This is a genomic window from Paraburkholderia antibiotica (assembly GCF_012927125.1).
Lineage (GTDB): Bacteria > Pseudomonadota > Gammaproteobacteria > Burkholderiales > Burkholderiaceae > Paraburkholderia > Paraburkholderia antibiotica.
Window position 1 is genome coordinate 1 of sequence record NZ_JABBFZ010000039.1, and the last position, 24,712, is coordinate 24,712.

The 24,712-nt window shown below is 64.4% G+C and carries 21 protein-coding genes and 1 pseudogene; 16 read left to right on the top strand and 6 right to left on the bottom strand.

Going from position 1 to position 24,712, the window contains the following annotated elements; all coding sequences use genetic code 11:
* Window positions 1-145: 145 nt before the first annotated feature.
* The 3 genes and pseudogenes from HHL14_RS34040 to HHL14_RS31900 form a co-directional block, all read right to left on the bottom strand.
* Window positions 146-265 (bottom strand): annotated as a pseudogene (locus HHL14_RS34040) (AraC family transcriptional regulator); the annotation flags it as partial.
* Window positions 266-274: 9 nt separating this feature from the next.
* Window positions 275-1,840 carry a sulfatase-like hydrolase/transferase gene (locus HHL14_RS31895; RefSeq protein ID WP_169501589.1) on the bottom strand — a complete coding sequence of 522 codons (1,566 nt, stop codon included), beginning with the start codon at window positions 1,838-1,840 and terminating at the stop codon, window positions 275-277.
* Between the two features lie 72 nt (window positions 1,841-1,912).
* Complete coding sequence (locus tag HHL14_RS31900; protein ID WP_169501590.1) at window positions 1,913-2,431, bottom strand: MarR family winged helix-turn-helix transcriptional regulator; 519 nt, start codon at window positions 2,429-2,431, stop codon at window positions 1,913-1,915.
* A gap of 212 nt (window positions 2,432-2,643) precedes the next feature.
* Here HHL14_RS31900 and HHL14_RS31905 point away from each other — a divergent pair, with 212 nt between their 5' ends.
* Together HHL14_RS31905 and HHL14_RS31910 are read left to right on the top strand one after the other, a co-directional pair.
* On the top strand, window positions 2,644-3,966 hold the full coding sequence (locus HHL14_RS31905) for an MFS transporter (protein ID WP_169501591.1): 1,323 nt from the start codon (window positions 2,644-2,646) through the stop codon (window positions 3,964-3,966).
* A gap of 119 nt (window positions 3,967-4,085) precedes the next feature.
* Window positions 4,086-5,273 (top strand): porin, encoded by a 1,188-nt coding sequence (locus HHL14_RS31910; protein WP_169501592.1) that lies wholly within the window; start codon window positions 4,086-4,088, stop codon window positions 5,271-5,273.
* A 264-nt stretch (window positions 5,274-5,537) separates the two neighbouring features.
* Here HHL14_RS31910 and HHL14_RS31915 read toward each other — a convergent pair whose 3' ends face one another.
* Window positions 5,538-6,179, bottom strand: coding sequence for a LysE family translocator (locus tag HHL14_RS31915; RefSeq protein WP_169501593.1), 642 nt, complete (start codon window positions 6,177-6,179; stop codon window positions 5,538-5,540).
* 5 nt (window positions 6,180-6,184) lie between these two features.
* Window positions 6,185-7,156 carry an AraC family transcriptional regulator gene (locus HHL14_RS31920; RefSeq protein WP_169501594.1) on the bottom strand — a complete coding sequence of 324 codons (972 nt, stop codon included), beginning with the start codon at window positions 7,154-7,156 and terminating at the stop codon, window positions 6,185-6,187.
* 94 nt (window positions 7,157-7,250) lie between these two features.
* On the opposite strand from HHL14_RS31920, the gene HHL14_RS31925 reads away from it, so the two are divergent.
* The gene (locus tag HHL14_RS31925; RefSeq protein WP_169501595.1) at window positions 7,251-8,084 is read left to right on the top strand and encodes an oxidoreductase; all 834 of its coding nucleotides are present in this window, start codon (window positions 7,251-7,253) and stop codon (window positions 8,082-8,084) included.
* A 133-nt stretch (window positions 8,085-8,217) separates the two neighbouring features.
* On the opposite strand, the gene HHL14_RS31930 is transcribed toward HHL14_RS31925, so the two are convergent.
* Window positions 8,218-9,213, bottom strand: a complete 996-nt coding sequence (locus HHL14_RS31930; protein WP_169501596.1) for an LLM class flavin-dependent oxidoreductase — start codon at window positions 9,211-9,213, stop codon at window positions 8,218-8,220.
* 421 nt (window positions 9,214-9,634) lie between these two features.
* On the opposite strand from HHL14_RS31930, the gene HHL14_RS31935 reads away from it, so the two are divergent.
* From HHL14_RS31935 to HHL14_RS31995, 13 genes are all read left to right on the top strand, one after another.
* Window positions 9,635-11,236 carry a rhodanese homology domain-containing protein gene (locus HHL14_RS31935; protein ID WP_169501597.1) on the top strand — a complete coding sequence of 534 codons (1,602 nt, stop codon included), beginning with the start codon at window positions 9,635-9,637 and terminating at the stop codon, window positions 11,234-11,236.
* A 535-nt stretch (window positions 11,237-11,771) separates the two neighbouring features.
* On the top strand, window positions 11,772-12,323 hold the full coding sequence (locus HHL14_RS31940) for a hypothetical protein (protein WP_169501598.1): 552 nt from the start codon (window positions 11,772-11,774) through the stop codon (window positions 12,321-12,323).
* A 319-nt stretch (window positions 12,324-12,642) separates the two neighbouring features.
* Entirely contained in the window at window positions 12,643-13,332 is a 690-nt protein-coding gene (locus tag HHL14_RS31945; RefSeq protein WP_169501599.1) for an ABC transporter permease, read from the top strand.
* A 5-nt stretch (window positions 13,333-13,337) separates the two neighbouring features.
* Complete coding sequence (locus tag HHL14_RS31950; protein ID WP_169501600.1) at window positions 13,338-14,051, top strand: ABC transporter permease; 714 nt, start codon at window positions 13,338-13,340, stop codon at window positions 14,049-14,051.
* 112 nt (window positions 14,052-14,163) lie between these two features.
* On the top strand, window positions 14,164-14,955 hold the full coding sequence (locus tag HHL14_RS31955; RefSeq protein ID WP_169501601.1) for an ABC transporter ATP-binding protein: 792 nt from the start codon (window positions 14,164-14,166) through the stop codon (window positions 14,953-14,955).
* A gap of 48 nt (window positions 14,956-15,003) precedes the next feature.
* Window positions 15,004-16,047 (top strand): GlxA family transcriptional regulator, encoded by a 1,044-nt coding sequence (locus HHL14_RS31960; protein WP_169501602.1) that lies wholly within the window; start codon window positions 15,004-15,006, stop codon window positions 16,045-16,047.
* A gap of 122 nt (window positions 16,048-16,169) precedes the next feature.
* Window positions 16,170-17,402, top strand: a complete 1,233-nt coding sequence (locus tag HHL14_RS31965; RefSeq protein WP_169501603.1) for an aspartate aminotransferase family protein — start codon at window positions 16,170-16,172, stop codon at window positions 17,400-17,402.
* A gap of 85 nt (window positions 17,403-17,487) precedes the next feature.
* Window positions 17,488-18,540, top strand: a complete 1,053-nt coding sequence (gene aruF, locus HHL14_RS31970) for an arginine/ornithine succinyltransferase subunit alpha (RefSeq protein ID WP_169501608.1) — start codon at window positions 17,488-17,490, stop codon at window positions 18,538-18,540.
* Window positions 18,537-19,574 (top strand): arginine N-succinyltransferase, encoded by a 1,038-nt coding sequence (gene astA, locus HHL14_RS31975; protein ID WP_169501604.1) that lies wholly within the window; start codon window positions 18,537-18,539, stop codon window positions 19,572-19,574. Before aruF ends, astA begins: the two co-directional genes overlap by 4 nt.
* 2 nt (window positions 19,575-19,576) lie before the next feature.
* The gene (gene astD, locus HHL14_RS31980; protein ID WP_169501605.1) at window positions 19,577-21,040 is read left to right on the top strand and encodes a succinylglutamate-semialdehyde dehydrogenase; all 1,464 of its coding nucleotides are present in this window, start codon (window positions 19,577-19,579) and stop codon (window positions 21,038-21,040) included.
* 9 nt (window positions 21,041-21,049) lie between these two features.
* On the top strand, window positions 21,050-22,390 hold the full coding sequence (gene astB / locus HHL14_RS31985) for an N-succinylarginine dihydrolase (RefSeq protein ID WP_169501606.1): 1,341 nt from the start codon (window positions 21,050-21,052) through the stop codon (window positions 22,388-22,390).
* On the top strand, window positions 22,374-23,501 hold the full coding sequence (gene astE / locus HHL14_RS31990) for a succinylglutamate desuccinylase (protein ID WP_407945323.1): 1,128 nt from the start codon (window positions 22,374-22,376) through the stop codon (window positions 23,499-23,501). Before astB ends, astE begins: the two co-directional genes overlap by 17 nt.
* A 216-nt stretch (window positions 23,502-23,717) precedes the next feature.
* Window positions 23,718-24,512, top strand: a complete 795-nt coding sequence (locus HHL14_RS31995) for an ABC transporter substrate-binding protein (RefSeq protein WP_169501607.1) — start codon at window positions 23,718-23,720, stop codon at window positions 24,510-24,512.
* Window positions 24,513-24,712 lie beyond the last annotated feature (200 nt).

The following is a 24,712-nucleotide window of genomic DNA, read 5'->3' on the forward strand; positions in this document are numbered from 1 at the left end:
ACGCATTCGGGAAGTAGTGCGACCTGCTTGCGGTCTTCGCCTTCAACGAATCGCTTCATGAGTCACCCGGTCTCAGTGCGTTGATTCAGTTTAGGCGATCAATGCGTTTTCACACACTCTGGGTCGACAAACGCCTTTCTCCAATCTGATGAAGGCGCCTCGACTTAACATATTGCATCGCCGACACCTGCGTAACGACCTTGAAGCGGCTGTGGAAACTCGGCAGGCTCATCCTCGCTTCGCCTGTCCGTTGCCTGACGTCGAGAGCCGGTTCCTACCATTCTCCAAAGAACACACCTTTGGACTTATGGTTCGCTGTCGAAAGCTCGACCTGCTCATCGGTGCACGTCACGCGCTGCTTTGCGCCGGCTGCCCAGTCTCCGAGCTTTCGATGCATCGTCTGCCGGATGGCTTCGTACTGCGCGTCTTCGCCCAGATCGACATATTCGTCGGGATCGTTCAGCAGGTCGAACAATTGTGGACGATAGCCGAGCCAATGCACGTACTTCCAGCGAGTGTCGCGTACCATCCACGCCCGACACGTCTGCGGCTGCCGTCCGAGCATGAGACGCGCGCCGCGGAAACTGTAGTCGAGTTCGGAAACGACGAACTCGCGCCAGTCCGGCACGTGTTCGCCGCGAATCAGCGGCAGCAGCGAGCGGCCTTCGATGCGCTCCTCGCAGATGGGTAGCCCGAGCGCGTCGAGGGCGGTCGGCACGATGTCGATGTTCGACATGAAGCGCTGCTCGCAACTGCCGCGAGTCGCATCGGCTTGCGGCGACGGATCGTAGACGATCATCGGCACGCGCTGCACCGTGTCATAGAACTGTTCCTTCTCGCCGAGCCAATGGTCGCCGAGAAAATCGCCGTGATCGGCGCAAAAGACGATCAGCGTGTCGTCGAAGCGCCCGAGACGCTCCAGCGTCTCGAAGAGCCGCCCGAGATGATCGTCTAGCTGTTGGATCAAACCCTGGTAGACCGGCCGCACGCGATCCGATACTTCCTGGCGGGCGAAATTCGCGCATTCTTCCAGTTCGCGATACGCGCGCAGCACCGGATGCTGGTCGATGAGTTCGTCGCGAGTTCGTTGCAACGGCATGCATTGGTCGAGCGAATAGAGGTTGTGATAGGGCTTCGGCGCGACATACGGCCAGTGCGGTTTCACATAGGACAGATGCAGTGCCCACGGCGCGTCGCCTTGCTGCTCGATATGGCGAATCGCCTGGTCGGTCATGTAAGCGGTTTCGGAGTGCGCTTCGGCAACCCGCGCAGGCCAATGCACGTTGCGCATTTTCCAGCCCGAATGGATCTGTCGCATGTCGTCTTCGACACTGATGACGAAGTCGGTCCACGGCTGCGCGCTATCGTAGCCGTGCGCGCGCAGGTAGGCCGGGTAGCCCGACTCGGCGCCGGGTTCGTGATGCCCGTCGTAGCGGTCGAGCTCGAAGAAGTGGCCGGTCCGTAGGCGCGCAGCGAGCGCGCCATTACGCTCGGCAAGCTCCATCCGCTCGATGCCCTGACTGTCCGTGATGACGTGCGTCTTGCCCGCCAACGCGAGGCGCCGTCCGCTGCGCGCGAGATATTCCCCGAGTGTGACTTCGCCGATGTTCAGCGGTACGCGGTTCCATGTCGCGCCGTGGCTCGACATCGTGCGGCCCGTGTAATAGGACATGCGCGACGGACCGCATACGCCCGAGGACACGAACGCGTTGTCGAAGCGCACGCCGCGCGCGGCCAGGGCGTCGATGTTGCGGGTGCGCAGATAGGGGTGGCCATAGCAGCCAAGGTGATCACGGCGTAACTGGTCGCACATGATGAACAGCAGGTTTTTCGCAGCCATCGATCGGAACGCTTGTTGAAGCGGTTGTCTGAAAGATCCGATGGTAGGAGATGCGCAAAACCTTAACCAAGTTCAGCATTTTCGGTTCGACATGAAACGCTCTTTCTGTTGCTCGGACAAACCCGCGGCCCGTTCCTCGATCCTGCGCAGCAGCACGTCGAGCAGCTTCGCTTCTTCATCGTTCAGGCAGGCGGCAAGATCGCGATTGAAATCGCAGCCCAGCTGCAGACCTTGCGCGTAGATCGCTTCCCCGGCCGGTGTCAAGGCGAGTACCGCGAGCCGCGTGTCGTCGGGGCTACGGGTTTTCCTCACGAGATTGCGCGCGCTGAGTTCGGAGATATAGCGGCTGACGAGCACCGCGCTGATGTTCAATTGCTCGCTGAGTGCTTTGAGCGAGAGGTTCGGATTACGCCGGATCGTGCCGAGTATCCGGACGTCGCGCCGGCCGATGCCGAGCGTGTGCTCGTACATATAGGCAGGGCCCTCGGCGGCGGTGACCGCGACACGGCGCAGACGCAATACGAGGAAATCGTCGATGTCTTTCGGTGCCTTGAAATCGGACGTAGGCGGAAGGGTGTGGGAATGCGACATAGCGTTTCAGGCCTCGCCAGTTCAAGCTGGGCACCAGTATAGCGGCAGCGTCGTGGCGGCGACGCGCGGCGGGAGGTGTAGGGGAGGCATAGGGGAAGCGGCGCACGCGCAGTTGCTTAACTTGGTTATGGAAAGCGCGGCGTCGTATCCTGCTCCGCAAAGAGCCGCCGGTACGGATGCGGCATCACAGAACAGAAGATTCAGGAGACGACATGACATCAGCCGGCCTTTCAGCCAGCGCTTCCCCTATTTATCGGCGCGTCGCGTGGCGACTGATTCCGTTTTTGTTCATCTGCTACGTGGTGAACTTTGTCGATCGCGTCAATATCAGCTTTGCGAAGCTGCAGTTTCTGCAAAGCCTGCATCTGACCGAGGCGGATTACGGACTCGCGGCCGGCATGCTGTTCCTCGGTTACACCGCTTTCGTGATCCCCGGCATGAAGCTGGTCGGCTGGATCGGCGCACGTCGCACGATGGCGACGATCATGACGATCTGGGGGCTGTGCACGATCGTGCTCGCGTTCGCGAGTTCGCAACGCGAGTTCTATCTGGTGCGCTTTCTGATCGGCGCGAGCGAGGCCGCCTTCGCGCCTTGCGTGATTCTCTATCTGACCTACTGGTTTCCGCAGCGGCTGCGCGGACAGATGATGAGTCTGTTCGAGATTAGCCCGACGCTCGCGGGGATTATCGGCGGCCCTCTGGCGGGCTGGATCCTGCAGCGTTTCGGCCGTACCGGCACGCTGGAAGGTTGGCAGTGGCTGTTCCTGCTCGAGGGCGCGCCGGCGGTCGTACTGGGGGTGATGGCCTGGTGGTGGCTCACGGACGGTCCCAGGCAGGCGCGCTGGCTCAGCGAGCAGGAAGCACGATTCATCGAGGATGATATTCGCCGCAGCGTCGGCAACACCGCGCATCGCAACGCGAGCTTTCGCGACGTCGCGATGGACCCGCGCGTGTATGGCTACGCGTTCGTGTACTTCGCGATCTTCTGGTGCCTGAATATCTTCGGAACGTGGACGCCGACGTTGTTGCGCGAGGCCGGTGTTGCGACGCCGCTCGAAATCGGCGTCTATAGCAGCCTGATTGCGATCGTCAGCGCGCTTGGTGCGTATCTGATGTCGCGTAGCTCGGATCATCGGCTGGAGCGCTTCTGGCACATCACGGCCGGCGCGTTGCTGACGGTCGTCGCGTTCCTGTCGCTGCGCTACGCGGGCGGCAACACACCGGCCACGGTCGCGCTGCTGTGCATCGGCTCGGCGGGCATCTTTACCGCGCTCAGTCTGTTCTGGACCACACCCACGACCTATCTGTCGGAGCACGCCGCTCGTCATGGTATTGCGATCATGGCGACGCTTGGCTCGATCGGCGGCTTTCTAAGCGCGACGCTGAGCGGCTGGCTCAAGGTGCAGACCGGCAGCCTGAGCGCCGGCAACGAACTGGCCGCATGCGTGCTGGTGGCCGGCATCGTCGTGCTGCGCATGGTTTTGCGGCCGCCGATGCGGCGCGAAACGCTGGCGAATCTCCCGCTCGAAGAGTAGGCGGGTAGTGACGCGGGCTCCAGCTCCGGAGCCCGTTCAAACGAGCTGAGTCTGCTTGCAGTCGTTACCGCAGTAGCCGGATTCTCTGAATCTGGAAACATAATAATCAGGATAACTATATGAAAAAGACACTTCTCGCAGCTTCGATTTCCTGTGCTCTCGCCGCACCTGTCGCTCATGCGCAGAACTCGGTGACGTTATACGGAATTATCGATAACGGCATCGCGTATGTGAACTCGGTCGCGAGCGGACCGCATGCGGTGGGCAAGAGCCGCACATCGGCCGCCACCGGTTTTGGCAGTGGAGACCGTTGGGGGTTGACCGGCACCGAAAATCTGGGCAACGGCCTCAGCGCGATTTTTACGCTGGAAAACGGCTTTAGCGGCACGACCGGCGCGTTTGCGATGGGCGGGCGGATGTTCGGCCGGCAGGCATTCGTCGGTCTGTCCGACAGCCGCTACGGCTCGCTGACGCTAGGTCGTCAGTATGACTACACGTTCGACTACGTAGCGCCGCTGCTGTCGTGGACGCAGTTCGGCAGTATCTACGGCGCACATGTCGGCGACGTCGACAATTCGTTTCAGACGTTCCGGCTCAACAATTCGGTCAAATATCAGGTGTCGCCGCTGCCGGGCCTGCAATTAGGCGGCTTGTACGCGTTCAGCAACCAGGCGAGCGGCCCCAATGGCGCAGGCTTCGCCAACAACCGCGCGTGGGCGCTCGGCGTGCGCTATAGCGACGGGCCCTTGCGGTTCGCGTCGAGCTTTCTGCTGGTGAACAATCCATCGGCGGGTCTGGCGGCGTCCACCAATCCGGGCGGCGCAATCGGCGACGAATACAGCGGCCCGAGCAACATCTTCTACAACGTCGGCTTCGTGACCCGACAGCAGGTTTTCACTGTGGGCTCGGGGTACACGTGGGATGCGTTGAGCGTCAATTTCGTGTATTCCGACGCGCGGCTCGACTATGCGAACGGCCGCGATATCCGCGTCGACAACTACGAGTTGAACGGCAGATATCAGATCACGCCGGCGTTTCTGGTCGGACTCGCGTATATCTTCACCGATGGCTCGGGCTACACGGGCACGGGCGCCAATGCCTACGCGAACGGTACGAAACCCCGGTGGCACCAGCTTAATTTCGGCGCCGCGTATTTCCTGTCCAAACGCACCGACGTGCATTTTTCTACGGTGTATCAGCGCGCGGCGGGCGACGCCACGACCGCCGCGCTCAACCTGATTGGGCCGGCCGGGCAGGGCGCGAAATCGCAATTGCTGTTGGCGCTTGGGTTGCGGCATCGGTTTTAAGGGCGATTTGCGTGCGAGCACGGTGGCACTTCGCATGTGTCTGTTGCGGGTGTGAGGCTACGGTCTACGCCGTGAAAGGAGGTGCTTTTTTCAGTGGGGGCAAGCACTGGCCGGCAGACACTCCTACCGGGGCGATCGGAATGGGCGTCGAACCGGTTTCGAGCGTCATGGCTCGGCCATCCAGGGACATTCACTTAAGCCGCCTGGATCGGCGACAATTGTCGCCTTGGACACTGCAACGAAGAGCGCCTTACCTTCTGGTGCTCAATGACGGCTCGCGAAAGCAAGTCTCGCTGCCAATCCGGCGAAAGCCGACGCAAGCAGATATTGAGGTGTCCGAGAGTGACGGCGTCGGCCAGCCCACCGCTGGCTAAGTCGACTTGCGGAAAGAATGACGACACCGTTCACGATTAAACCGATGAAGTTGAGCACTGTCGCGAGCGTCAAGATCTGGAAGGCCACTGCCCCGTCTTGAGGACGCACAAATTGCGGGAACAGTGCGAGGACGAACAAGGCCATCTTCGGATTGAGCAGGTTAGTTAGCCGCCCCTGCCTAAAAATCTTTCGAACGGGAAACCGCGCTTCACACCCGGACGGCGCAGTCGGGGTTGGGGACGCGCCAAGAGTCTTCCATGCGAGATAGAGCAGGTAGGTCGCGCCAGCGAACCGGACTACATCGTAGGCAATGGGAACGGAGAGAAACAGCCGGGCCAGGCCAAACGCTGCTGCCATGGCGTGGCAATAGGTTCCTACCAGAATTCCGGCAAGCGATGCGAAGCCGGCAGATCGTCCCTGGCTAACGCTTCGGGACGCTATTAGCAACATGTCCGGACCGGGCGTCATAGTAAGAGCGACACAGGCACCTGAGAAAAGTCCGCAGAGGATTATTTCACCTGTTCCGCGCATACGATTCAATGCGACGACACATAAACCGCATCGGCAAATGCCGCCGGAATCGCAAAGCCCTCGCGCATACGCCTCGCCTCCGCCGCCGGCGTCAAGCCAAACAGACGCCTGAATTCCCGGCTGAACTGGGACGGACTCGCGTAACCCACAGCGTGTCCCGCCGCCTCCGCGGTCAGCTCGTTGCGCACCATCAACAGGCGTGCCTGATGAAGGCGCGTCGACTTCACGTATTGCATCGGCGACACCTGCGTAATGGCCTTGAAGTGGCTGTGAAAACTCGGCAGGCTCATTCCCGCTTCGTCGGCCAGTTGCCTGACGTCGAGGGGCTGCGCATAGCTTGCATGAATCAGGCGCAGCGAGCGACCGATCTGGCCGAACTGTCCTCGCATCGTCAACGCCTCGCGCAACGAGCTTCCCTGGGCGCCAGTGAGCACGCGGAAATACAGTTCACGCAGCAGCCCGGTGCCCAACACGGCAGCTTCGAGCGGCCGACTCATCGCCTCCAGAAAACGCAGCACGGACGCCTGCATCGCGTCGTCCATCGGCGTCGACATCATGCTTTGCGGGGCGGATGCGCGCGCTTCCTCGCCTTCGAGGTCGATCCGTTCCGCCAGTTCGGCGGCCAACGCGAAATCGAGGTGCAGATACAGCGCGAGTAGCGGGCGCTCCTCGGTTGCATCGGTCTCCATACTAAATGGCACCGGCACGGATACGGCCAGGTAGTGACGCTCGTCGTACAGATAGAGCTGGTCGCCGAAATAACCTCGCTTGCGGCCCTGACAGACGATCACGATACCGGGGTCGTACAGAACGGGCGTGCGCGATAGCGCCCGGTTCGATCGCAGGATGCGCACGCTCGGTAGTGCGGTCAGGTTGTAGCCCTCGTCGGGCGCCAACGCGCGCAGCAACGCAACCATGCGCTTCTGGCTGCGCGAGGGCAGATCGGATTGCTGGCTCGAAGCGCGTATCGTGCTCATAGTTTTAGGCAAGAAAATCAGCGGAATTCGGCTTATTTTGCATGGATCGTCAGACTAGTATGCACTCTCCAATCGACATTCGGGAGAAGCTTCAATGGCATCCAGCAAAACTCTGCTCATCACCGGCGTCAGCAGCGGCTTTGGTCGCGCGCTCGCACAGGAAGCGCTGGCGGTAGGGCATAAGGTCGTCGGTACGGTGAGAAGTGCCGACGCAAAGCGGGAATTCGAGTCCTTGTCCCCGGGGGCGGCCTGGGGATGTGTGCTCGACGTGACGGACTTCGACTCGATCGACGGCGTCGTGGCGGACATCGAGGCGAGCGTTGGCCCCATCGATGTGCTGGTCAACAATGCCGGCTACGGGCACGAGGGCATCATGGAGGAATCGCCGCTTGCGGAAATGCGTCGACAGTTCGATGTGAACGTATTTGGCGCGGTCGCGATGATGAAGGCCGTGCTGCCCTCCATGCGCGAGCGCCGTCGCGGCCATATTCTGAATATCACGTCGATGGGCGGCTACATCACGATGCCGGGGATCGCCTATTACTGCGGGAGCAAGTTTGCGCTGGAGGGCATCTCCGAGGCGCTCGGCAAGGAGGTCAAGCCCTTCGGTATTGCCGTGACGGCGGTGGCGCCGGGCTCGTTTCGCACCGACTGGGCAGGTCGTTCGATGATGCGGACCCCGCGCTCGATCGCGGACTACGACGACATGTTCAATCCCGTCCGCGAGGCCCGCGAAGAAAAAAGCGGCAGGCAACTGGGCGATCCGAGCAAAGCGGCGCGCGCGATGCTGGCCGCCATCGCCGCGGATCATCCGCCCGCGCATCTTCTGCTCGGCAGCGACGCGCTCGGGCTCGTTCGAGACAAGTTGTCGGCATTGAACGCGGAATTCGATGCGTGGGAGGCGATCACCGTGTCGACGGACGGCTGATGGGCGCGGAGGCGGGGAGTCCGTCGTCAGCCTGCGGGACAGTCGCCGCTCCGATCCTCGAAGCACCGCGCAATCGAATTGCGACAGAAATGCGACGGTAGCGCGCCCGACCTGTTCTTACTCTATCCGCCGCTTATTTCCCGTTGTTCAACTCGTCCCGAATCTCCGCGCCGATTTCGAACGAACGCAGCCGCGCCGCGTGATCGTAAATCTGCGCGGTCAGCATCAGTTCGTTCGCGCCGGTTTGCTCGATGATCGACAGCAGCGCTTCGCGAACCGCGTCGCGATCGCCGAGCGCCGTGCAGGCGAGCGAGCGCGAGACATTGTTCAGCTCCATCTCCGACGCGTCGAGCTGCTCGACCGGCGGCTGCAACTGCCCCGGCGTGCCGCGCCGCAGCTTGATGAACTGCTGCTGTAGCGATGTGAACAGGCGCGCGGCTTCCTCGTTGGTATCGGCCGCGAACAGATTCACGCCGACCATCGCGTAGGGCTTCTCCAGCGTCGCCGACGGCCGGAACTGCGCGCGATACACCTGCAGCGCGCTCAGCATGTAATCGGGCGCGAAGTGCGACGCGAACGCGAACGGCAGGCCGAGCGCCGCGGCCAGCTGCGCGCTGTACATCGACGAGCCGAGCAGCCACAGCGGCACGTGCAGACCCGCGCCCGGCACCGCGCGAATCCGTTGACCTTCGACCGGATCGGCGAAATAGCGCTGCAACTCGACGACGTCGTCCGGGAAGGTTTCGGCGCTCGCGTGCAGATCGCGGCGCAGCGCGCGGGCGGTGGTCTGATCGGTACCGGGCGCGCGGCCGAGGCCGAGATCGATCCGCCCCGGATACAGCGACGCGAGCGTGCCGAACTGCTCGGCGATCACGAGCGGCGCATGGTTCGGCAGCATGATGCCGCCGGAGCCAACCCGAATCGTCTTCGTGCCGCCGGCCACATAGCCGATCACGACCGAGGTCGCCGCGCTCGCGATGCCCGGCATGTTGTGATGCTCGGCGAGCCAGTAGCGCTTGTAATCGAGCTTTTCCACGTGCTGCGCGAGCGATAGCGTGTTCCTGAAGGCGTCGGCCGGCGTGGCGCCCGAGGCGACCGGCGAAAGATCGAGGACCGAGAAGGGGATCATTGTCTGTTGATTGCGGTTGGCGGCGCTTTCGCGCGATGGGGCATTGTGGCAAAGGCGGCATTTTTCTGCTGGCGGCGCGGCGATGTCCACATCGGCCGAAGGGTTGGTGTGGTGGGTGTCGGCGTGTCGCGGTGTTGCCGCATGTTGCCTGGTGCTGCCGAGGTCCGCGGCTGCCGCTGTGGCGTTGCCGGCGCCAATGGCCTGAGCCGCTGACCCGCCCCACGTGGCGCGAAAATTGCGCCTCCATTGCGATCGACACGCGTGTTTGCGCGCCACGGCTTGGCATTGACGCCGCGCGCATATAAGCAATCCACTGAGTGACCGTGCGCCGATCCGCATTCGAGTGTACGGTTGAATCATCGGTACGGTGACCGGGTGTGTCGCCGGATATCTGGAATGTTGCGAAGGAGTTCCCGATCCTATGAATGTCGTCAAAGAGTTTCGTACCCGATCATTCGAAGAGGTGTGTCACGCGTTGCTCGACCGCGCGGAGATCGCGCTTCTCGACGTGCGCGAGGAAGCGCCGCACGCCCGCAGTCATCCGTTGTTTGCCGCCAATCTGCCGCTGTCGCGGCTCGAACTCGATGCGCCGCTGCGGCTGCCGCGCCCGGGCGTACCGCTCGTCGTGTTCGATGCCGGCGAGGGCCTCGCGTGGCGCGCGGCCGAACGTCTCGCCGAACTCGGCTATACCGATGTCGCGTTGCTCGAAGGCGGCCTGCACGGCTGGCGCGAAGCGGGCGGCGAGCTGTTCAGCGACGTCAACGTGCCGAGCAAGGCGTTCGGCGAACTGGTCGAGAGCGTGCGGCATACGCCGTCGCTGTCCGCGCACGAGGTGCAGGCGTTGTTCGATCGCGAGGCCGACGTCGTCGTGCTCGACGCGCGCCGCTTCGACGAGTTTCAGACCATGAACATTCCTGGCAGCATCAACGTGCCGGGCGCGGAACTGGTGCTGCGCGCGCGGCAGCTCGCGCCGGATCCGGCCACGCGAATCATCGTCAATTGCGCGGGGCGCACGCGCAGCATCATCGGCGCGCAGTCGCTGATCAACGCGGGCGTGCCGAATCCGGTCGCCGCGCTGCGCAACGGCACGATGGGCTGGACGCTCGCCGGTCAGCCGCTCGCGCATGGCAGCGCGCGGCGCGCCGAAGGCACGCTCGACGATACCCTGCGCCGTGCCACCGCCGACGGCGCGCGTGCGGTCGCCGATCGTGCGCGCGTGCGCCGCACCTCGCGCGACGAAGCGCGTCGCTGGGCCGACGAAGAGGTCCGCACCGTGTATCGCTTCGACGTGCGCACGCCCGAGGAATACGAAGCGGGCCACGTGCCCGGTTTTCGTAGCGCACCGGGCGGACAGTTGGTGCAGGAAACGGATCAGTTTGTCCCGGTGCGCGGCGCGCGCGTGATTCTCGCGGACAGCGACGGCGTGCGTGCGAACATGACCGCGTCGTGGCTCGCGCAGATGAACGTCGAGGTGTACGTGGTCGACGGTCTGACGTCCGCCGATTTCGCCGAGAAGGGGATGACGCCGCCCGCGCGTCACGCGGTCGTGCCGCCCGACGTCGACGACATCGCGCCGGCCGAGCTCGCCGCGTTGCTGCAGGCGCCGGGTACCGTGGTGCTCGATTTCACGAGCAGCACGAACTATCTGAAGCGGCATGTGCCGGGCGCGTGGTTCGTGATCCGCAGCCAGCTCGACGACGCGCTGCGGATGCTGCCCGATGCGAAGCGTTACGTGGTGACGTGCAGCAGCGCGGTGCTCGCGCGCTTCGTCGCGCCGGAACTCGCGGCGGCGACCGGGCGGCCGGTGCAGGTGCTGCGCGGTGGCACGGTCGCGTGGATCGACGCGGGGTTGCCGGTCGAGGCGGGCGGCGCGCGTATGGCGTCGCCGCGGATCGATCGTTATCAGCGGCCCTACGAAGGCACCGACAATGCGCGCGAAGCGATGAGCGCGTATCTGGAGTGGGAGCATGGGCTCGTCGCGCAACTCGCGCGCGATGGCACGCATGGCTTCCGGGTGATCTGAACGGCGTGGCTGGGGGCGCGAATCATCTGCCGATTCGGTGTAAACGCGCTCTCGTCTAAAGCCGCCAATACGGTTAGATTAAGCGCCATCAGGAAGGCTTATCGAGGGACCAGGGCGACCATACACGGCAGCGGTTTGTCATTCCGACGATGGCGCAAGGTGAGCGGCCAAGGTGGCTCATCGTCGCGTCGGCGCAGACCGCTGCGCGTCGTCCACGGTGCTTCGCGCAAGGCGGCGACGAAGCCGCTGTCATTTCCGGTCGAACCTGTCGACCGAGCTGGCGACGCAGTGGTACTGCGTCGCCTTTTTGCTTCTGGCGGCCTGGGGCCTCCTTGCATTTGACTTTCCCGTTTTCGGCCGTCTCTGCGATGTGGCGCGGCGCTCGCGTCTGTCGTCTTGCGCTTCTCGTCCCTCGTTTTTCACCTTGCTCGCGATTTTGCCGACGCGCGGTTATGCTTGCGACACCCCACCACAGACCGGCCATGCGCGCAGGCATTGCATCGACAGCGCAGCGCGCATCCGGACAGGACATGCCGTGAGTTTCAAACCGCTCGGTGTCGCGGTGCTGGCAGCGTGCTTCGCGCTGACCGGCTGCGACCAGCAACAAGGCGATCAGGCCGTGCAAAAACTCAAAGACTTCTTCAACACCGTCAAACCGGACGCGCTATTGCTCAAGGACATGACGCCGGGCCTCACCACCGAGGCGCAGATCCGCGCGCAAATGGGCAAGCCCGAAACCGAACGCACCTTCACCGACGGCTCGAAGCGCTTCGAATATCCGCGCGGTCCGCAAGGTCTGAATACGTATATGGTCGACATCGATCGCGACGGCAAGCTGCAGGCGATCACCCAGGTGCTGACCGCGGAGAACTTCGCGAAGATCCGCCTCGGCATGAGCGAGGACGAAGTGCGTCGCCTGCTCGGCAAGCCCGGTGAGATCGCGGTGTTTCCGCTCAAGCCGGAAACGGTGTGGAGCTGGAAGTGGCGCGAAGGCGGCGTGACTGGGGAAGGCTTCTTCAACGTGCACTTCGATCAGAACCAGCGGGTGTACACGACCTCGCGCTCGGACGTGATCCGCGGGCACTAGCCGGCAGGCGGGCGGACACGAGGGCAGGCGGGCGGCGCCACAGCCGTCCCGCGATATATCGAAAAAGCGACCCCAAACTTGCGAAATCGCGGCACGGCCGCGCGTGGGCGTCGTACCTGACAAAACGATAACTCTTGTTAAACCAAGCGTTACGGGCCCGTCATCATCGGAAAAGGGCTTTTGCTGCGTTGCAGCAAAGCACGCGCCCTGTATTTGAGAAATTGATTTTCGCTTGCGAGACTCCGCGCCATGCCGGAGTAGCGGGCAGGCCCATGCCGCCGCCATCCGCGATTTCAACAAAACCTGGATGGAGACACGCGTGTTCCTATACGGCTTTGGTCCCGTGCTGCTCGCCGGCACGCTCCAGACGATCGAACTGTCCGTTCTGTCGCTGGCGGCCGCCGTGTTGCTCGGCCTCGCGGGCGCGGCGGCGAAACTGTCGCTCAACCGCCCGCTGCGGGCCATCGCAACCGGCTATACGACGCTGATCCGCTCGGTGCCCGATCTCGTGCTGATGCTGCTGCTGTTCTACAGCATCCAGATCGCGGTCAACGATCTCACCGACGCGTTCGGCTGGCAGCAGTTCGACATCGATCCGTTCGTGGCCGGCGTGCTGACGCTCGGCTTCATCTACGGCGCGTATTTCACCGAAACCTTCCGCGGCGCGTTCCTCGCGGTGCCGCGCGGCCAGCTCGAGGCGGGCAGCGCGTACGGAATGAGCGGTGTGCGCGTGTTCACGCGCATTCTGTTTCCGCAGATGATGCGCTTCGCGCTGCCGGGCATCGGCAACAACTGGCAGGTGCTGGTCAAGGCAACCGCGCTGGTGTCGATCATCGGTCTGGCGGACGTCGTCAAGGCCGCGCAGGACGCGGGCAAGAGCACCTTCAACATGTTTTTCTTCATCCTGGTCGCCGCGCTGATCTATCTGGCGATCACCACCGTATCGAACCTCGTGCTGATCTGGCTGAACCGCCGCTATTCGATCGGCGTACGCCACGCGGAGCTCTGAGCGCCATGATCGACATCCTCAATCAGTTCTGGAAGGCGTACCTGTTCTGGGACGGTCAGCGCATCTCGGGTCTCGCGGTCACGCTGTGGCTGCTGGTGGCATCGATTGCGATCGGTTTCGTCTGCGCGGTGCCGCTCGCGGTGGCGCGCGTGTCGAGGAAGCGCTGGCTGTCCACGCCGGTGCGTCTCTACACCTACGTGTTTCGCGGCACGCCGCTTTACGTGCAGCTGCTGCTGATCTACACCGGCATGTACAGTCTCGCGTTCGTGCGCTCGCACAGTCTGCTCGATGCGTTTTTCCGCAGCGGCTTCAACTGCGCGATCCTCGCGTTCGCGCTGAACACCTGCGCGTACACCACCGAGATTTTCGCGGGCGCGATCCGCTCGACCTCGCACGGCGAAGTCGAAGCCGCGCGTGCGTATGGGATGAGCTGGTTCACGATGTACCGGCGCATTGTGATACCGTCCGCGCTGCGTCGGGCGTTGCCGTTGTACAGTAACGAAGTGATCCTGATGCTGCACGCGACCACGGTGGCGTTCACGGCCACCGTGCCCGACATCCTGAAGGTCGCGCGCGACGCGAACTCGGCGACCTATCAGTCGTTCAATGCGTTCGGACTCGCGGCGCTGATTTACCTCGTGGTGTCGTTCGCGCTGGTGGCGCTGTTCCGGCGCGCCGAGCGTCGCTGGCTCGCGCATCTGGCGGTGCGCACGCACTGAGTGCGAACCAGGTGCAAAGCGGGCGCGCGTTGACGCCCTGGCATCGGATGCCGGCCGCGTCGGCGCGGCGGCATCCGCATAGATCGATCCGTATTTTCACAGGGAGAGCATCTTGCTCCATACGACTCAAACCGAAGCTTGCAAGCTCGCCGTACAGGACATCCACAAGCGCTACGGCGACAACGAAGTGCTCAAGGGCGTGTCGCTGAACGCGAACAAGGGCGACGTGATCAGCATCATCGGCGCGAGCGGCTCGGGCAAGAGCACCTTCCTGCGTTGCATTAATTTCCTCGAGCGGCCGAACGCCGGGCAGATCATCGTCGACGGCGAAGCGGTGAAGACGAAATCCGATCGCGCGGGCAATCTCGAAGTCGCCGATCACAAGCAGTTGCAGCGCATCCGCACCAAGCTCGCGATGGTGTTCCAGCACTTCAACCTGTGGGCGCATATGAACGTGCTCGAGAACATCATCGAAGCGCCGATTCATGTGCTCGGTCTGAAGCGCAAGGAAGCCGAGGACCGCGCGCGCGAGTATCTGGAGAAAGTCGGCCTCGCGCCGCGTCTGGAGAAGCAGTATCCGTCGCATCTGTCGGGCGGCCAGCAGCAGCGTGTCGCGATTGCGCGCGCGTTGGCGATGAACCCGGACGTGATGCTGTTCGACGAGCCGACTTCCGCGCTCGACCCGGAACTCGTCGGCGAAGTGCTGAAGGTGATGCAGAAGCTCGCCGAGGAAGGCCGCACGATGATCGTCGTCACGCACGAAATGGGTTTCGCGCGCAACGTGTCGAACCACGTGATGTTCCTGCACCAGGGCCGCACCGAGGAAGAGGGCAATCCCGCCGAGGTGCTCACCGCGCCGCGCAGCGAACGCCTCAAGCAGTTCCTGTCCGGCAGCCTGAAGTAACGCGCGGTTCATCCGCGCGTTAGCTTCGCCTCCCGAGCCTCGCCAGCGATGGCCCGCACGTCCAGCCCCGCCCGCACGACGCAGGTCGCGATCGTCGCGTTGCCGCCTGTGTCGATGTCGGGCGTCGGGCCGATCGTCGATGCACTGAATCTCGCCAACGAAATCGACGGCCGCGCGCTGTACCGTGTGCAGGTGTGTTCGTGGGACGGCCGCGCGGTGCCGCTCGCGGGCGGCGCGCAATGGCCGGCCGATGCCGCGTTCGGCGACGCGATCGCGTGCGACTGGCTGATCATCGTCAGCGAGCGCTTCCAGCAGTTCGCCGACTATCGCCTGTTTCTCGCGAGTCTCGCGCGCGTTGGCCAGCGCACGCCGCTCGTCACCGGCATCCACCACGGCGTGTGGTGGCTCGCGATGGCGGGGCAGTTGTCCGGCTACCGCGTGAGCGTGAACTGGGAGACGTATCAGCAGTTCTCCGAACAGTTCGAACGCACCATCGTTACCCAGCAGATCTTCGAAATCGACCGCGATCGCGCAACCTGCGCGGGCGGTCAGGCGACCGTCGACTTCATGCTCGCGATGATCGGCCGCGAGCACGGCCCCGAGCTCGCGGAGCGCATCGCCGATACGCTCGGCGTCGGCGTGTTGCGCGCGGGCGAGGAACGCCAGCGCATTCCGTTCGTGACCGCGCCCGGCGAGCGTCATCCGCGCCTGAACGATGCGCTGCTGCTGATGGAAGCGAACATCGAAGACCCGCTGACCAGTGACGAAATCGCCGGCCTCGTCGGCGTGTCGCGCCGGCAGCTGGAACGCCTGTTCCGTCAGTATCTCGGCTCGATGCCGTCCAAGTACTATCTGGGGCTGCGGCTCTCGAAGGCGCGCACGCAATTGCAGCGCACCAGCAAGTCGGTCGTGCAGATCAGCCTCGCGTGCGGATTTTCGTCGGCCGCGCACTTTTCGAACGCTTATCGCGAGCGTTTCGGCGTCACGCCGCGCGAGGATCGCCGCAACTGGATCGACCGCCAGACCGGCGCGCACGGCGGCGCGAGCGAGCCGCGGCCGGCCGCGCTGATTGAGCGCCCCGAAGAAGACTGAGCGCGGGCGGGGCCTTCGAGGCCGCGCGGAACCCCATAGAAAGCGTCGCGTATGCGCAAGACGGATCGCGCGCGGTTTCCTACACTAGCTGTATTACCTGTCACCCGAAACGAGGATTTGCCATGAACGACCTGACTGTGACACGCCAGACCTTCGACGAAGTCATGGTGCCGGTGTTTTCCCCCGCCGCCTTCGTGCCGGATCGCGGCGTCGGCTCGCGCGTGTGGGACACGCAAGGCCGCGATTATGTCGACTTCGCCGGCGGCATCGCCGTCACCGCGCTCGGTCATGCGCATCCCGAACTGCTGAAGGTGCTGCACGAGCAGGGTAGCAAGCTGTGGCACATCGGCAATGGCTACACCAACGAGCCGGTGCTGCGTCTCGCGAAGCGCCTCGAAAACCTCACGTTCGCCGACCGCGCGTTCTTCGCGAACTCGGGCGCCGAAGCGAACGAAGCCGCGCTGAAGCTCGCGCGTCGCGTCGCGTTCGACCGTTTCGGCGCGGACAAGGCTGAAATCATTTCCTTCACGCAGTCGTTCCACGGCCGCACGCTGTTCACCGTCAGCGTCGGCGGTCAGCCGAAGTATTCGGAAGGCTTCGGCCCGGTGCCGGCCGGCATCACGCATCTGCCGTACAACGACATCGAAGCGGCGAAGAAAGCGATCGGCGCGCAGACCTGCGCGGTGATCGTCGAGCCGATCCAGGGCGAGGGCGGCGTGATCCCGGCCGATCCGGCGTTCCTGAAAGCGCTGCGCGAGGCCTGCGACCAGCACGGCACGCTGCTGATTTTCGACGAAGTGCAAACCGGCGTGGGCCGCAGCGGCTACTTCTACGCGTACCAGCACACGGGCGTCACGCCGGACATCCTGACCACCGCGAAGGCGCTCGGCAACGGCTTCCCGATCGGCGCGATGCTGACCACCAACGAACTGGCCGCGCATTTCAAGGTCGGCGTGCACGGCACCACGTACGGCGGTAATCCGCTCGGTTCGGCGATCGCCGAAAAAGTGGTCGAGCTCGTCAGCGATCCGAAGCTGCTCGAAGGCGTGCGCACGCGCGGCGAAGCGCTGAAGGGTCATCTCGCGAAGCTCAACGAGCGCTTCGGCCTCTTCACCGAAGTGCGCGGCAAGGGTCTGCTAATCGGTGCCGAACTGAACGACGCGTTCAAGGGCCGCGCGAAGGACTTCGTCACCGCGGCCGGCCAGCATGGCGTGATCATGCTGATGGCGGGCCCGGACGTGCTGCGTTTCGTGCCGTCGCTGATCATGCCGCTCGACGACATGGCCGAAGGCTTCGCGCGTCTGGAGAAGGCGTTCGGCGAACTGGTCGGCGCGGCACAGGCGGCTTCGCACTGATGTCGATGCAGTCCCACGCGCAGTCCAACGCGCAAGCGCACTCGCGCATGCAGCGAATCATGCGTCACATTCAACAGGAACGATGATGCTCTTCGTACGTCCAGGCCGCCTTGCCGATCTCGATGCGCTCGAGCATATGGCGCGCACCGCGCAACCGGTGCTGCATTCCCTGCCGCATGACCGGCGCGCGCTTGAGGCGCGCGTCGCGTTGTCGGAAGACTCGTTCCGCTCGGAGGTCGATTTTCCGGGCGAGGAGTTCTATCTGTTCGTGCTCGAAGACTCGCAGACCGGCAAGCTGATGGGCACTGCGAGCATCGTCGCGGCGGCCGGTTACGCGGACCCGTTCTACGTGTTTCGCAACGACGCGCTGATTCATGCGTCGCGCGAGCTGCACGTGAATCGCAAGATTCACGCGTTGACGATGTCGCACGAGCTGACCGGCAAGAGCCGGCTCGCGGGCTACTACATCGATCCGTCGCTGCGTGGCGACGCGGCCGCGCAACTGATGTCGCGCGCACGGATGATGTACATCGCCGCGAACCGCAAGCGCTTTACGCCCGAGGTGTTCTCGCTGCTGCTCGGCGTCACCGATGAAAACGGCGTGTCGCCGTTCTGGGAAGCGGTGGGGCGCAAGTTCTTCGGTCGCAATTTCGCCGATATCGAGGTCGAATCGGGCGGTCGCAGCCGCACCTTCATCGCCGAGGTGATGCCGACCTATCCGGTGTATGTGCCGCTGCTGCCCGAAGCGGCGCAGCGCGTGCTCGGCGAGCCGGATGCGAACGCGCTGCTCGCGTACGAGATTCATCTCGAGGAAGGCTTCGAGACCGACCGCTACGTCGATATTTTCGACGCGGGTCCGGTGCTGACCGCGCAGATGGACCGCAGCGTCAGCGTGAAGTGCAATGAAACGCGCGTGGTGCGCGAGGCGTCGGCGAGTCACGGCGACACGTATCTGATCGCGCACAACGGCGCCGATGGCGAGTTCCGTTGTGTGCTCGGCGATCTCGCGCCGGGCAAGGAGGCTGGTGCGGCGTTGTCGTCGGCGGCGCGTGCCGCGCTCGGCGTCCAGGCCGGCGATGCGGTGCGTTGCGTGCCGCTGCATCAGCCGCAGCATGAACAATCGGGAGACGCGCAATGATCGTCGTTCGCGTAGTACAACGAGGCGATGTGGATGCGCTGATGCGGCTCGCGCAGGAAACCGGGCCGGGCCTGACCACCTTCAAGCCGGACCGCGATGCGCTCGCGGCGCGGGTCGAACGCGCGCGTCGCACGATGGAAGACAAGGCCGAGCCGCACGAGGCCGGCTACTTCTTCGTGATGGAAGACACCGCGACCGGCGACGTCGCCGGCGTGTGCGGGATCGAAACCGCAGTCGGTTTGCAGCAGCCGTTCTACAACTATCGCGTGAGCACGGTCGTGCACGCGAGCCAGGACCTCGGCATCTGGACGCGCATGCACGCGCTGAATATTTCGCACGACCTCACCGGTTACGCGGAAGTGTGCTCGCTGTTCCTGAGCCCGCGGTATCGCACGAGTGGTGTGGGCGGCCTGCTGTCGCGCTCGCGCTTCATGTTTCTCGCGCAGTTCCGCGAGCGTTTTCCGCAGCGTCTGTGCGCGGAGTTGCGCGGCCATTTCGACGAGCAGGGCACGTCGCCGTTCTGGCGCGCGGTCGGTTCGCACTTCTATCAGATCGATTTCAACGCGGCCGACTACCTCAGCTCGCATGGCCGCAAGGCGTTTCTCGCCGAGCTGATGCCGCGTTATCCGGTCTACGTCGAGCTGCTGCCGGAAGAGGCGCAGCGCTGCGTCGGCCTTACGCATAACGACACGATTCCGGCGCGCCGCATGCTCGAGGCGGAGGGGCTGCGCTACGAGAATCACGTCGACATCTTCGATGCGGGTCCGGTGCTCGAATGCCATATCGCCGATTTGCGCACCGTGCGCGAGAGCGTGCTGGTGGCCGCCGAGATCGGCGAAGCAGCGGAGCCGGCGTCGCAGGACGGACCGAAGTCGATGGTATCGAACACGTCGCTCGGCGATTTTCGCGTCGGCGTGGTGGCAGGCGTGCCGCGCGACGGTGTGTTCCGTCTGAGCGCCGCCGAGGCGGCCGCGCTCGACGTGAAGGCAGGCGATCCGCTGCGGGTGCTGCCGGGCAAACATAAACAAGGATGATCATGAGCGAGCTTTTCATCGACGGCGAATGGGCCGCCGGCACAGGACCCGTATTCGCATCGCGCAACCCCGGTACGGGCGCGGTGGTGTGGCAGGGCAACAGCGCGTCGGCGGACGACGTCGAGCGCGCGGTACGTAGCGCGCGCCGTGCATTCGCCGCATGGTCGGCACTGACGCTCGACGCGCGTTGCGCGGTGGTGCGCCGCTTCGCCGCGCTCGTCACCGAGCGCAAGGAGGCGCTCGCCGAGGCGATCGGTCGCGAGACCGGCAAGCCGCTGTGGGAAGCGCGTACCGAAGCGGCGTCGATGGCCGCGAAGGTCGAGATCTCGATCCAGTCGTACAACGAACGCACCGGCGAAAAGCGCTCGGCGATGGCTGACGGCACCGCGGTGCTGCGGCATCGTCCGCATGGCGTGGTTGCGGTGTTCGGGCCGTACAACTTCCCGGGTCATCTGCCGAACGGGCATATCGTGCCGGCGCTGATCGCCGGTAACGCGGTCGTGTTCAAGCCGTCCGAACTTGCGCCCGGCGTCGCGGCGCTGACCGTGCAGATCTGGCACGACGCGGGCCTGCCTGCCGGCGTGCTGAATCTGGTGCAAGGAGAGAAGGACACCGGCATCGCGCTCGCGAATCACCGGCAGATCGACGGCTTGTTCTTCACCGGTAGTTCGGATACCGGAACATTGCTGCACAAACAGTTCGGCGGTCGGCCGGAGATCGTGCTCGCGCTCGAGATGGGCGGCAACAATCCGCTCGTGATCGGCCCGGTCGCGGATCTCGACGCGGCCGTGCATCACACCATCCAGTCGGCGTTTCTGTCGGCGGGGCAGCGCTGCACGTGCGCGCGCCGCATCTTCGTGCCCGACGATGCGTTCGGCGAGCGCTTCCTTGAACGCCTGACCGAAGTGACGAAGCGCATCGGCGTCGGCGAATACAACGCGGAGCCGCAGCCGTTCATGGGCGCGGTGGTGTCGGCGCGCGCGGCCTCGCGTCTGATCGAAGCGCAGACGCGTCTGCTCGCGAGCGGCGCGAAGGTGCTCCTGAAGATGGAACAGCGCGACCCGCAACTCGGCTTCGTCACGCCGGCGATTCTCGACGTGACCGACGTGAAGGACCTGCCCGACGAAGAGCACTTCGGCCCGCTCGCACAGATCATTCGCTACCGCGATTTCGACGCGGCGCTGGAGCAGGCCAACGACACCGAGTTCGGCCTCTCCGCGGGCCTGCTCGCCGACGACGAAGCGCTGTGGACGCACTTCCAGCGCGCCATTCGCGCGGGCATCGTCAACTGGAACCGGCCGACCAATGGCGCGTCGTCGGGCGCGCCGTTCGGCGGGCCGGGTCGCTCGGGCAATCATCGGCCGAGCGCGTTCTATGCCGCCGACTACTGCGCGTACCCGATGGCCTCGGTCGAGAGCGCGCAATTGAACATGCCCGCGAGCGTCTCGCCGGGCCTCCAATTCTAAGGATCGACGATGCAAGCCACTGAAGCCAATTTCGACGGTCTGGTCGGCCCGACCCACAACTACGCGGGGCTCTCGTTCGGCAACGTCGCGTCGCAGAACAACGAGAAGTCGGTCGCGAATCCGAAGGCCGCGGCGCGCCAGGGTCTGCGCAAGATGAAGCAGCTTGCTGACCTCGGTTTTCATCAGGGCGTGCTGCCGCCGCAGGAGCGTCCGTCGATGCGCCTGTTGCGCGAGCTCGGTTTTTCCGGCGACGACGCGAGCGTGATCGCCCGGGTCGCGCAGAATGCGCCCGAGTTGCTGGCGGCCGCGAGTTCGGCGTCGGCGATGTGGACCGCGAACGCGGCGACCGTGAGCCCCTCGGCCGACACGCACGACGGCCGCGTGCATTTCACGCCGGCCAATCTGTGCAGCAAGCTGCATCGCGCGATCGAGCATGAATCGACGCGCCGCACGCTGCGCGCGATGTTCAGCGACACCGACCGCTTCGTCGTGCACGAAGCGCTGCCCGGCACGCCGGCACTCGGCGACGAAGGCGCGGCGAACCACACGCGCTTTTGCGAGCAGTACAACGCGCGCGGCGTCGAGTTCTTCGTGTATGGCCGCAGCGAATATCGTCGCGGGCCGGAGCCAAAGCGTTATCCGGCGCGCCAGACTTTCGAGGCGAGCCGCGCGGTCGCGCATCGTCACGGGCTGCAGGAAGCGGCGACGGTGTACGCGCAGCAGAATCCGGAAGTGATCGACGCGGGCGTGTTCCATAACGACGTGATCGCGGTCGGCAATCGCAACACGCTGTTCTGCCATGAGCTTGCATTCGTCGAGCAGAACGCGGTGTACGACGAACTGCGCTCGAAGCTCGCGCATCTGCATGCGGGCTTCAACGTGATCGAAGTGCCCGATGCGCAGGTGAGCGTCGCCGATGCGGTGACCTCGTATCTGTTCAACAGCCAGCTGCTGACGCGCCCCGACGGCAAGCAGGTGCTGGTGGTGCCGCAGGAGTGCCGTGAAAACCCGCGCGTGGCCGCGTATCTGGACGAACTGACCGCGCGCAGCGGTCCGATCGACGAAGTGCTGGTGTTCGATCTGCGCGAGAGCATGAAGAACGGCGGCGGTCCCGCGTGTCTGCGTCTGCGCGTGGTGCTCGACGATGCCGAGCGCGCGGCGGTCGCGCCGGGCGTGTGGATGAACGACACGCTGTTCGGCCGGCTCGATGCATGGATCGAAAAGCACTATCGCGACCGTCTCGCGCCGACCGATCTGACCGATCCGCAACTGCTGGTCGAATCGCGCACCGCGCTCGACGAACTCACGCAGATTCTCGACCTGGGTTCGCTGTATGACTTCCAGCGCTGAGCACGCGATGCCGGTGCCGACTCCGCGGCCTGATGCGTTGATCGATACGCAGCCCGACGCGCCGCTCAACGCGCTGCTCGACGACTTCCTCGCATGGACGCTCGCCGGTTCGCGGCCTGCCGCGCAGGCATCGGCAGGCGAGTGCGCGAACGGCGTGCGCTGGTCATGGCTCGACGACGGCGTGTTGCTGATGGAGCCGCCCGTCGCTACGCATCCGCCTGAAAGCGTACGCAGCGTGCTCGTGTCGGCGGGCGTGCATGGCGACGAAACCGCGCCGATCGAATTGCTGTCGCGCATCGTCGCCGACATCGCGCACGGCCGCGCCGCGTTGGCGTGCCGCGTGCTCGTGATTCTCGGCAACCTCGACGCGATGCGCGACGGCTGCCGCTATCGCGACGACGATCTGAACCGGCTCTTCAGCGGCCGTCATCTACAGTTGCCGGACAGTCATGAAGCGCCGCGCGCGTCCGCGCTCGAAGCGCACGCGACGCGCTTTTTCGCGGCGGCATCGGCGGCGTCCGGCGCGCGCTGGCACATCGACATGCATACGGCGATCCGCGCGTCCGCGTTCGAGCGTTTCGCGCTGCTGCCGCATACCGGCCAGCCGTTTGCACGCGCGATGTTCGAATGGCTCGGTGACGCGTGCATCGACGCCGTGCTGCTGCACACGACCAAGGGCAACACGTATTCGCACTTCACCGCGCAGACGTGCGGCGCGGCGGCCTGCACGCTCGAACTCGGCAAGGTGCGGCCGTTCGGCCAGAACGATCTGACGCGTTTCGCGGGTGCCGACCTCGGCGTGCGCGCGCTGCTGGCCGGCACCCGAGTCGATGCGCCTGCGGACGCGCCGGTCACGCTGCCGCGCGTGTTCACCGTCGTCGATCAACTGACCAAGCAAAGCGACGCGTTCGAACTGCTGCTCGCCGCGGACGTGCCGAACTTCACGCCGTTCCCGAAGGGCACGCTGCTCGCGCGCGACGGCGCGTACAGCTACACCGTGCGTCACGGCGAAGAGCGCATCGTGTTTCCGAACGCGACCGTCAAACCCGGCCTGCGCGCCGGTCTGCTGGTGATCGACACCACCGACGAAACGCTGTCCAAGCTTGTCTAGACAGGTAGCGTGTACAATCGCGGGCGTCGCGGCTGTGGCGCCCGGCTGATTTCGCCGCTATTTCATGGGATGACACCCGGATGTCACCCGGATGTCGCCGGCATTTCGCCGGCATTCGCCACGCTGGCCGCGCGAGTCCGCGGCACGGCGGGCGCGGGACGCCCGTCCACGCCGATCCGGCTCCGTTTTAGTCAATACCGTAGAGGAACACCCGTAATGAAGATGAATTGGCCCAACATGGCCGCGCTCGCGCTGTTCGCGACGGCGGCGCTGACGGCAGGCACCGCGTCGGCGGCTGAGATCAAGGAAGTGCGCTTCGGCGTCGAGGCGTCGTACGCGCCGTTCGAATCGAAATCGCCGGCGGGCGAATTGCAGGGCTTCGACATCGACGTCGGCAATGCCGTGTGCGCGAAGCTGAAGGCCAAATGCGTGTGGGTCGAGAATTCGTTCGACGGCCTGATCCCGGCGCTCGAAGCGCGCAAGTTCAACGCGATCAACTCGGACATGACGATCACCGAGCAGCGTCGTCAGGCGATCGATTTCACCGATCCGATCTACACGATCCCGAACCAGATGATCGCGAAGAAGGGCAGCGGTCTGCAGCCGACGCCGGCTTCGCTGAAGGGCAAACATATCGGCGTGCTGCAGGGCACGATCCAGGAAACCTATGCGAAGGCGCGCTGGGCGCCGGCCGGCGTCGACGTCGTGCCGTATCAGACGCAGGACCAGATTTACGCGGATCTCGTGTCGGGTCGTCTGGATGCAGCGTTCCAGGATGCCGAAGCGGCGTCGAAGGGCTTTCTGAAGAAGCCGCAGGGCGCGGGCTTCGAGTTCGCCGGTCCGGCCGTCAGCGACGAGAAGCTGCTCGGCGCGGGCGTCGGCTACGGCGTGCGCAAGAACGACAAGGCGCTGAAGGATGCGCTGAACGGCGCGCTGAAGGACCTGAAGGCGGACGGCACGATCGACCGCCTCGCCGCGAAATACTTCGACGTGAAGGTCGTGCTGAAGTAAGCACGCGTCTCTCGACGTTTCGAATGCCAACGGCCGCTGATGCGGCCGTTTGGATTTCACCTACATCCGTATATTGTAGTGGTCAACTCACGCCGGACACCGAGTTAAGTTTTTCTTCTGCGACTGCCGGCGCTAGACCGTCATTGAATTGATGCGGTCGAGTCCAGTTGTATCGCTGCATCAGGAAATAGCTGATGTCC

What these genes read in the sequence shown, in the direction of transcription:
- HHL14_RS31920 (WP_169501594.1), bottom strand. Translation starts at nt 7,156, where the DNA reads ATGAGCACGATACGCGCTTCGAGCCAGCAATCCGATCTGCCCTCGCGC.
- HHL14_RS31930 (WP_169501596.1), bottom strand. Translation starts at nt 9,213, where the DNA reads ATGATCCCCTTCTCGGTCCTCGATCTTTCGCCGGTCGCCTCGGGCGCC.
- astA (WP_169501604.1), top strand. Translation starts at nt 18,537, where the DNA reads ATGATCGTCGTTCGCGTAGTACAACGAGGCGATGTGGATGCGCTGATG.
- HHL14_RS31915 (WP_169501593.1), bottom strand. Translation starts at nt 6,179, where the DNA reads ATGCGCGGAACAGGTGAAATAATCCTCTGCGGACTTTTCTCAGGTGCC.
- aruF (WP_169501608.1), top strand. Translation starts at nt 17,488, where the DNA reads ATGCTCTTCGTACGTCCAGGCCGCCTTGCCGATCTCGATGCGCTCGAG.
- HHL14_RS31910 (WP_169501592.1), top strand. Translation starts at nt 4,086, where the DNA reads ATGAAAAAGACACTTCTCGCAGCTTCGATTTCCTGTGCTCTCGCCGCA.
- HHL14_RS31935 (WP_169501597.1), top strand. Translation starts at nt 9,635, where the DNA reads ATGAATGTCGTCAAAGAGTTTCGTACCCGATCATTCGAAGAGGTGTGT.
- HHL14_RS31925 (WP_169501595.1), top strand. Translation starts at nt 7,251, where the DNA reads ATGGCATCCAGCAAAACTCTGCTCATCACCGGCGTCAGCAGCGGCTTT.
- astE (WP_407945323.1), top strand. Translation starts at nt 22,374, where the DNA reads ATGACTTCCAGCGCTGAGCACGCGATGCCGGTGCCGACTCCGCGGCCT.
- astB (WP_169501606.1), top strand. Translation starts at nt 21,050, where the DNA reads ATGCAAGCCACTGAAGCCAATTTCGACGGTCTGGTCGGCCCGACCCAC.
- HHL14_RS31895 (WP_169501589.1), bottom strand. Translation starts at nt 1,840, where the DNA reads ATGGCTGCGAAAAACCTGCTGTTCATCATGTGCGACCAGTTACGCCGT.
- HHL14_RS31950 (WP_169501600.1), top strand. Translation starts at nt 13,338, where the DNA reads ATGATCGACATCCTCAATCAGTTCTGGAAGGCGTACCTGTTCTGGGAC.
- astD (WP_169501605.1), top strand. Translation starts at nt 19,577, where the DNA reads ATGAGCGAGCTTTTCATCGACGGCGAATGGGCCGCCGGCACAGGACCC.
- HHL14_RS31900 (WP_169501590.1), bottom strand. Translation starts at nt 2,431, where the DNA reads ATGTCGCATTCCCACACCCTTCCGCCTACGTCCGATTTCAAGGCACCG.
- HHL14_RS31965 (WP_169501603.1), top strand. Translation starts at nt 16,170, where the DNA reads ATGAACGACCTGACTGTGACACGCCAGACCTTCGACGAAGTCATGGTG.
- HHL14_RS31995 (WP_169501607.1), top strand. Translation starts at nt 23,718, where the DNA reads ATGAAGATGAATTGGCCCAACATGGCCGCGCTCGCGCTGTTCGCGACG.
- HHL14_RS31960 (WP_169501602.1), top strand. Translation starts at nt 15,004, where the DNA reads ATGGCCCGCACGTCCAGCCCCGCCCGCACGACGCAGGTCGCGATCGTC.
- HHL14_RS31905 (WP_169501591.1), top strand. Translation starts at nt 2,644, where the DNA reads ATGACATCAGCCGGCCTTTCAGCCAGCGCTTCCCCTATTTATCGGCGC.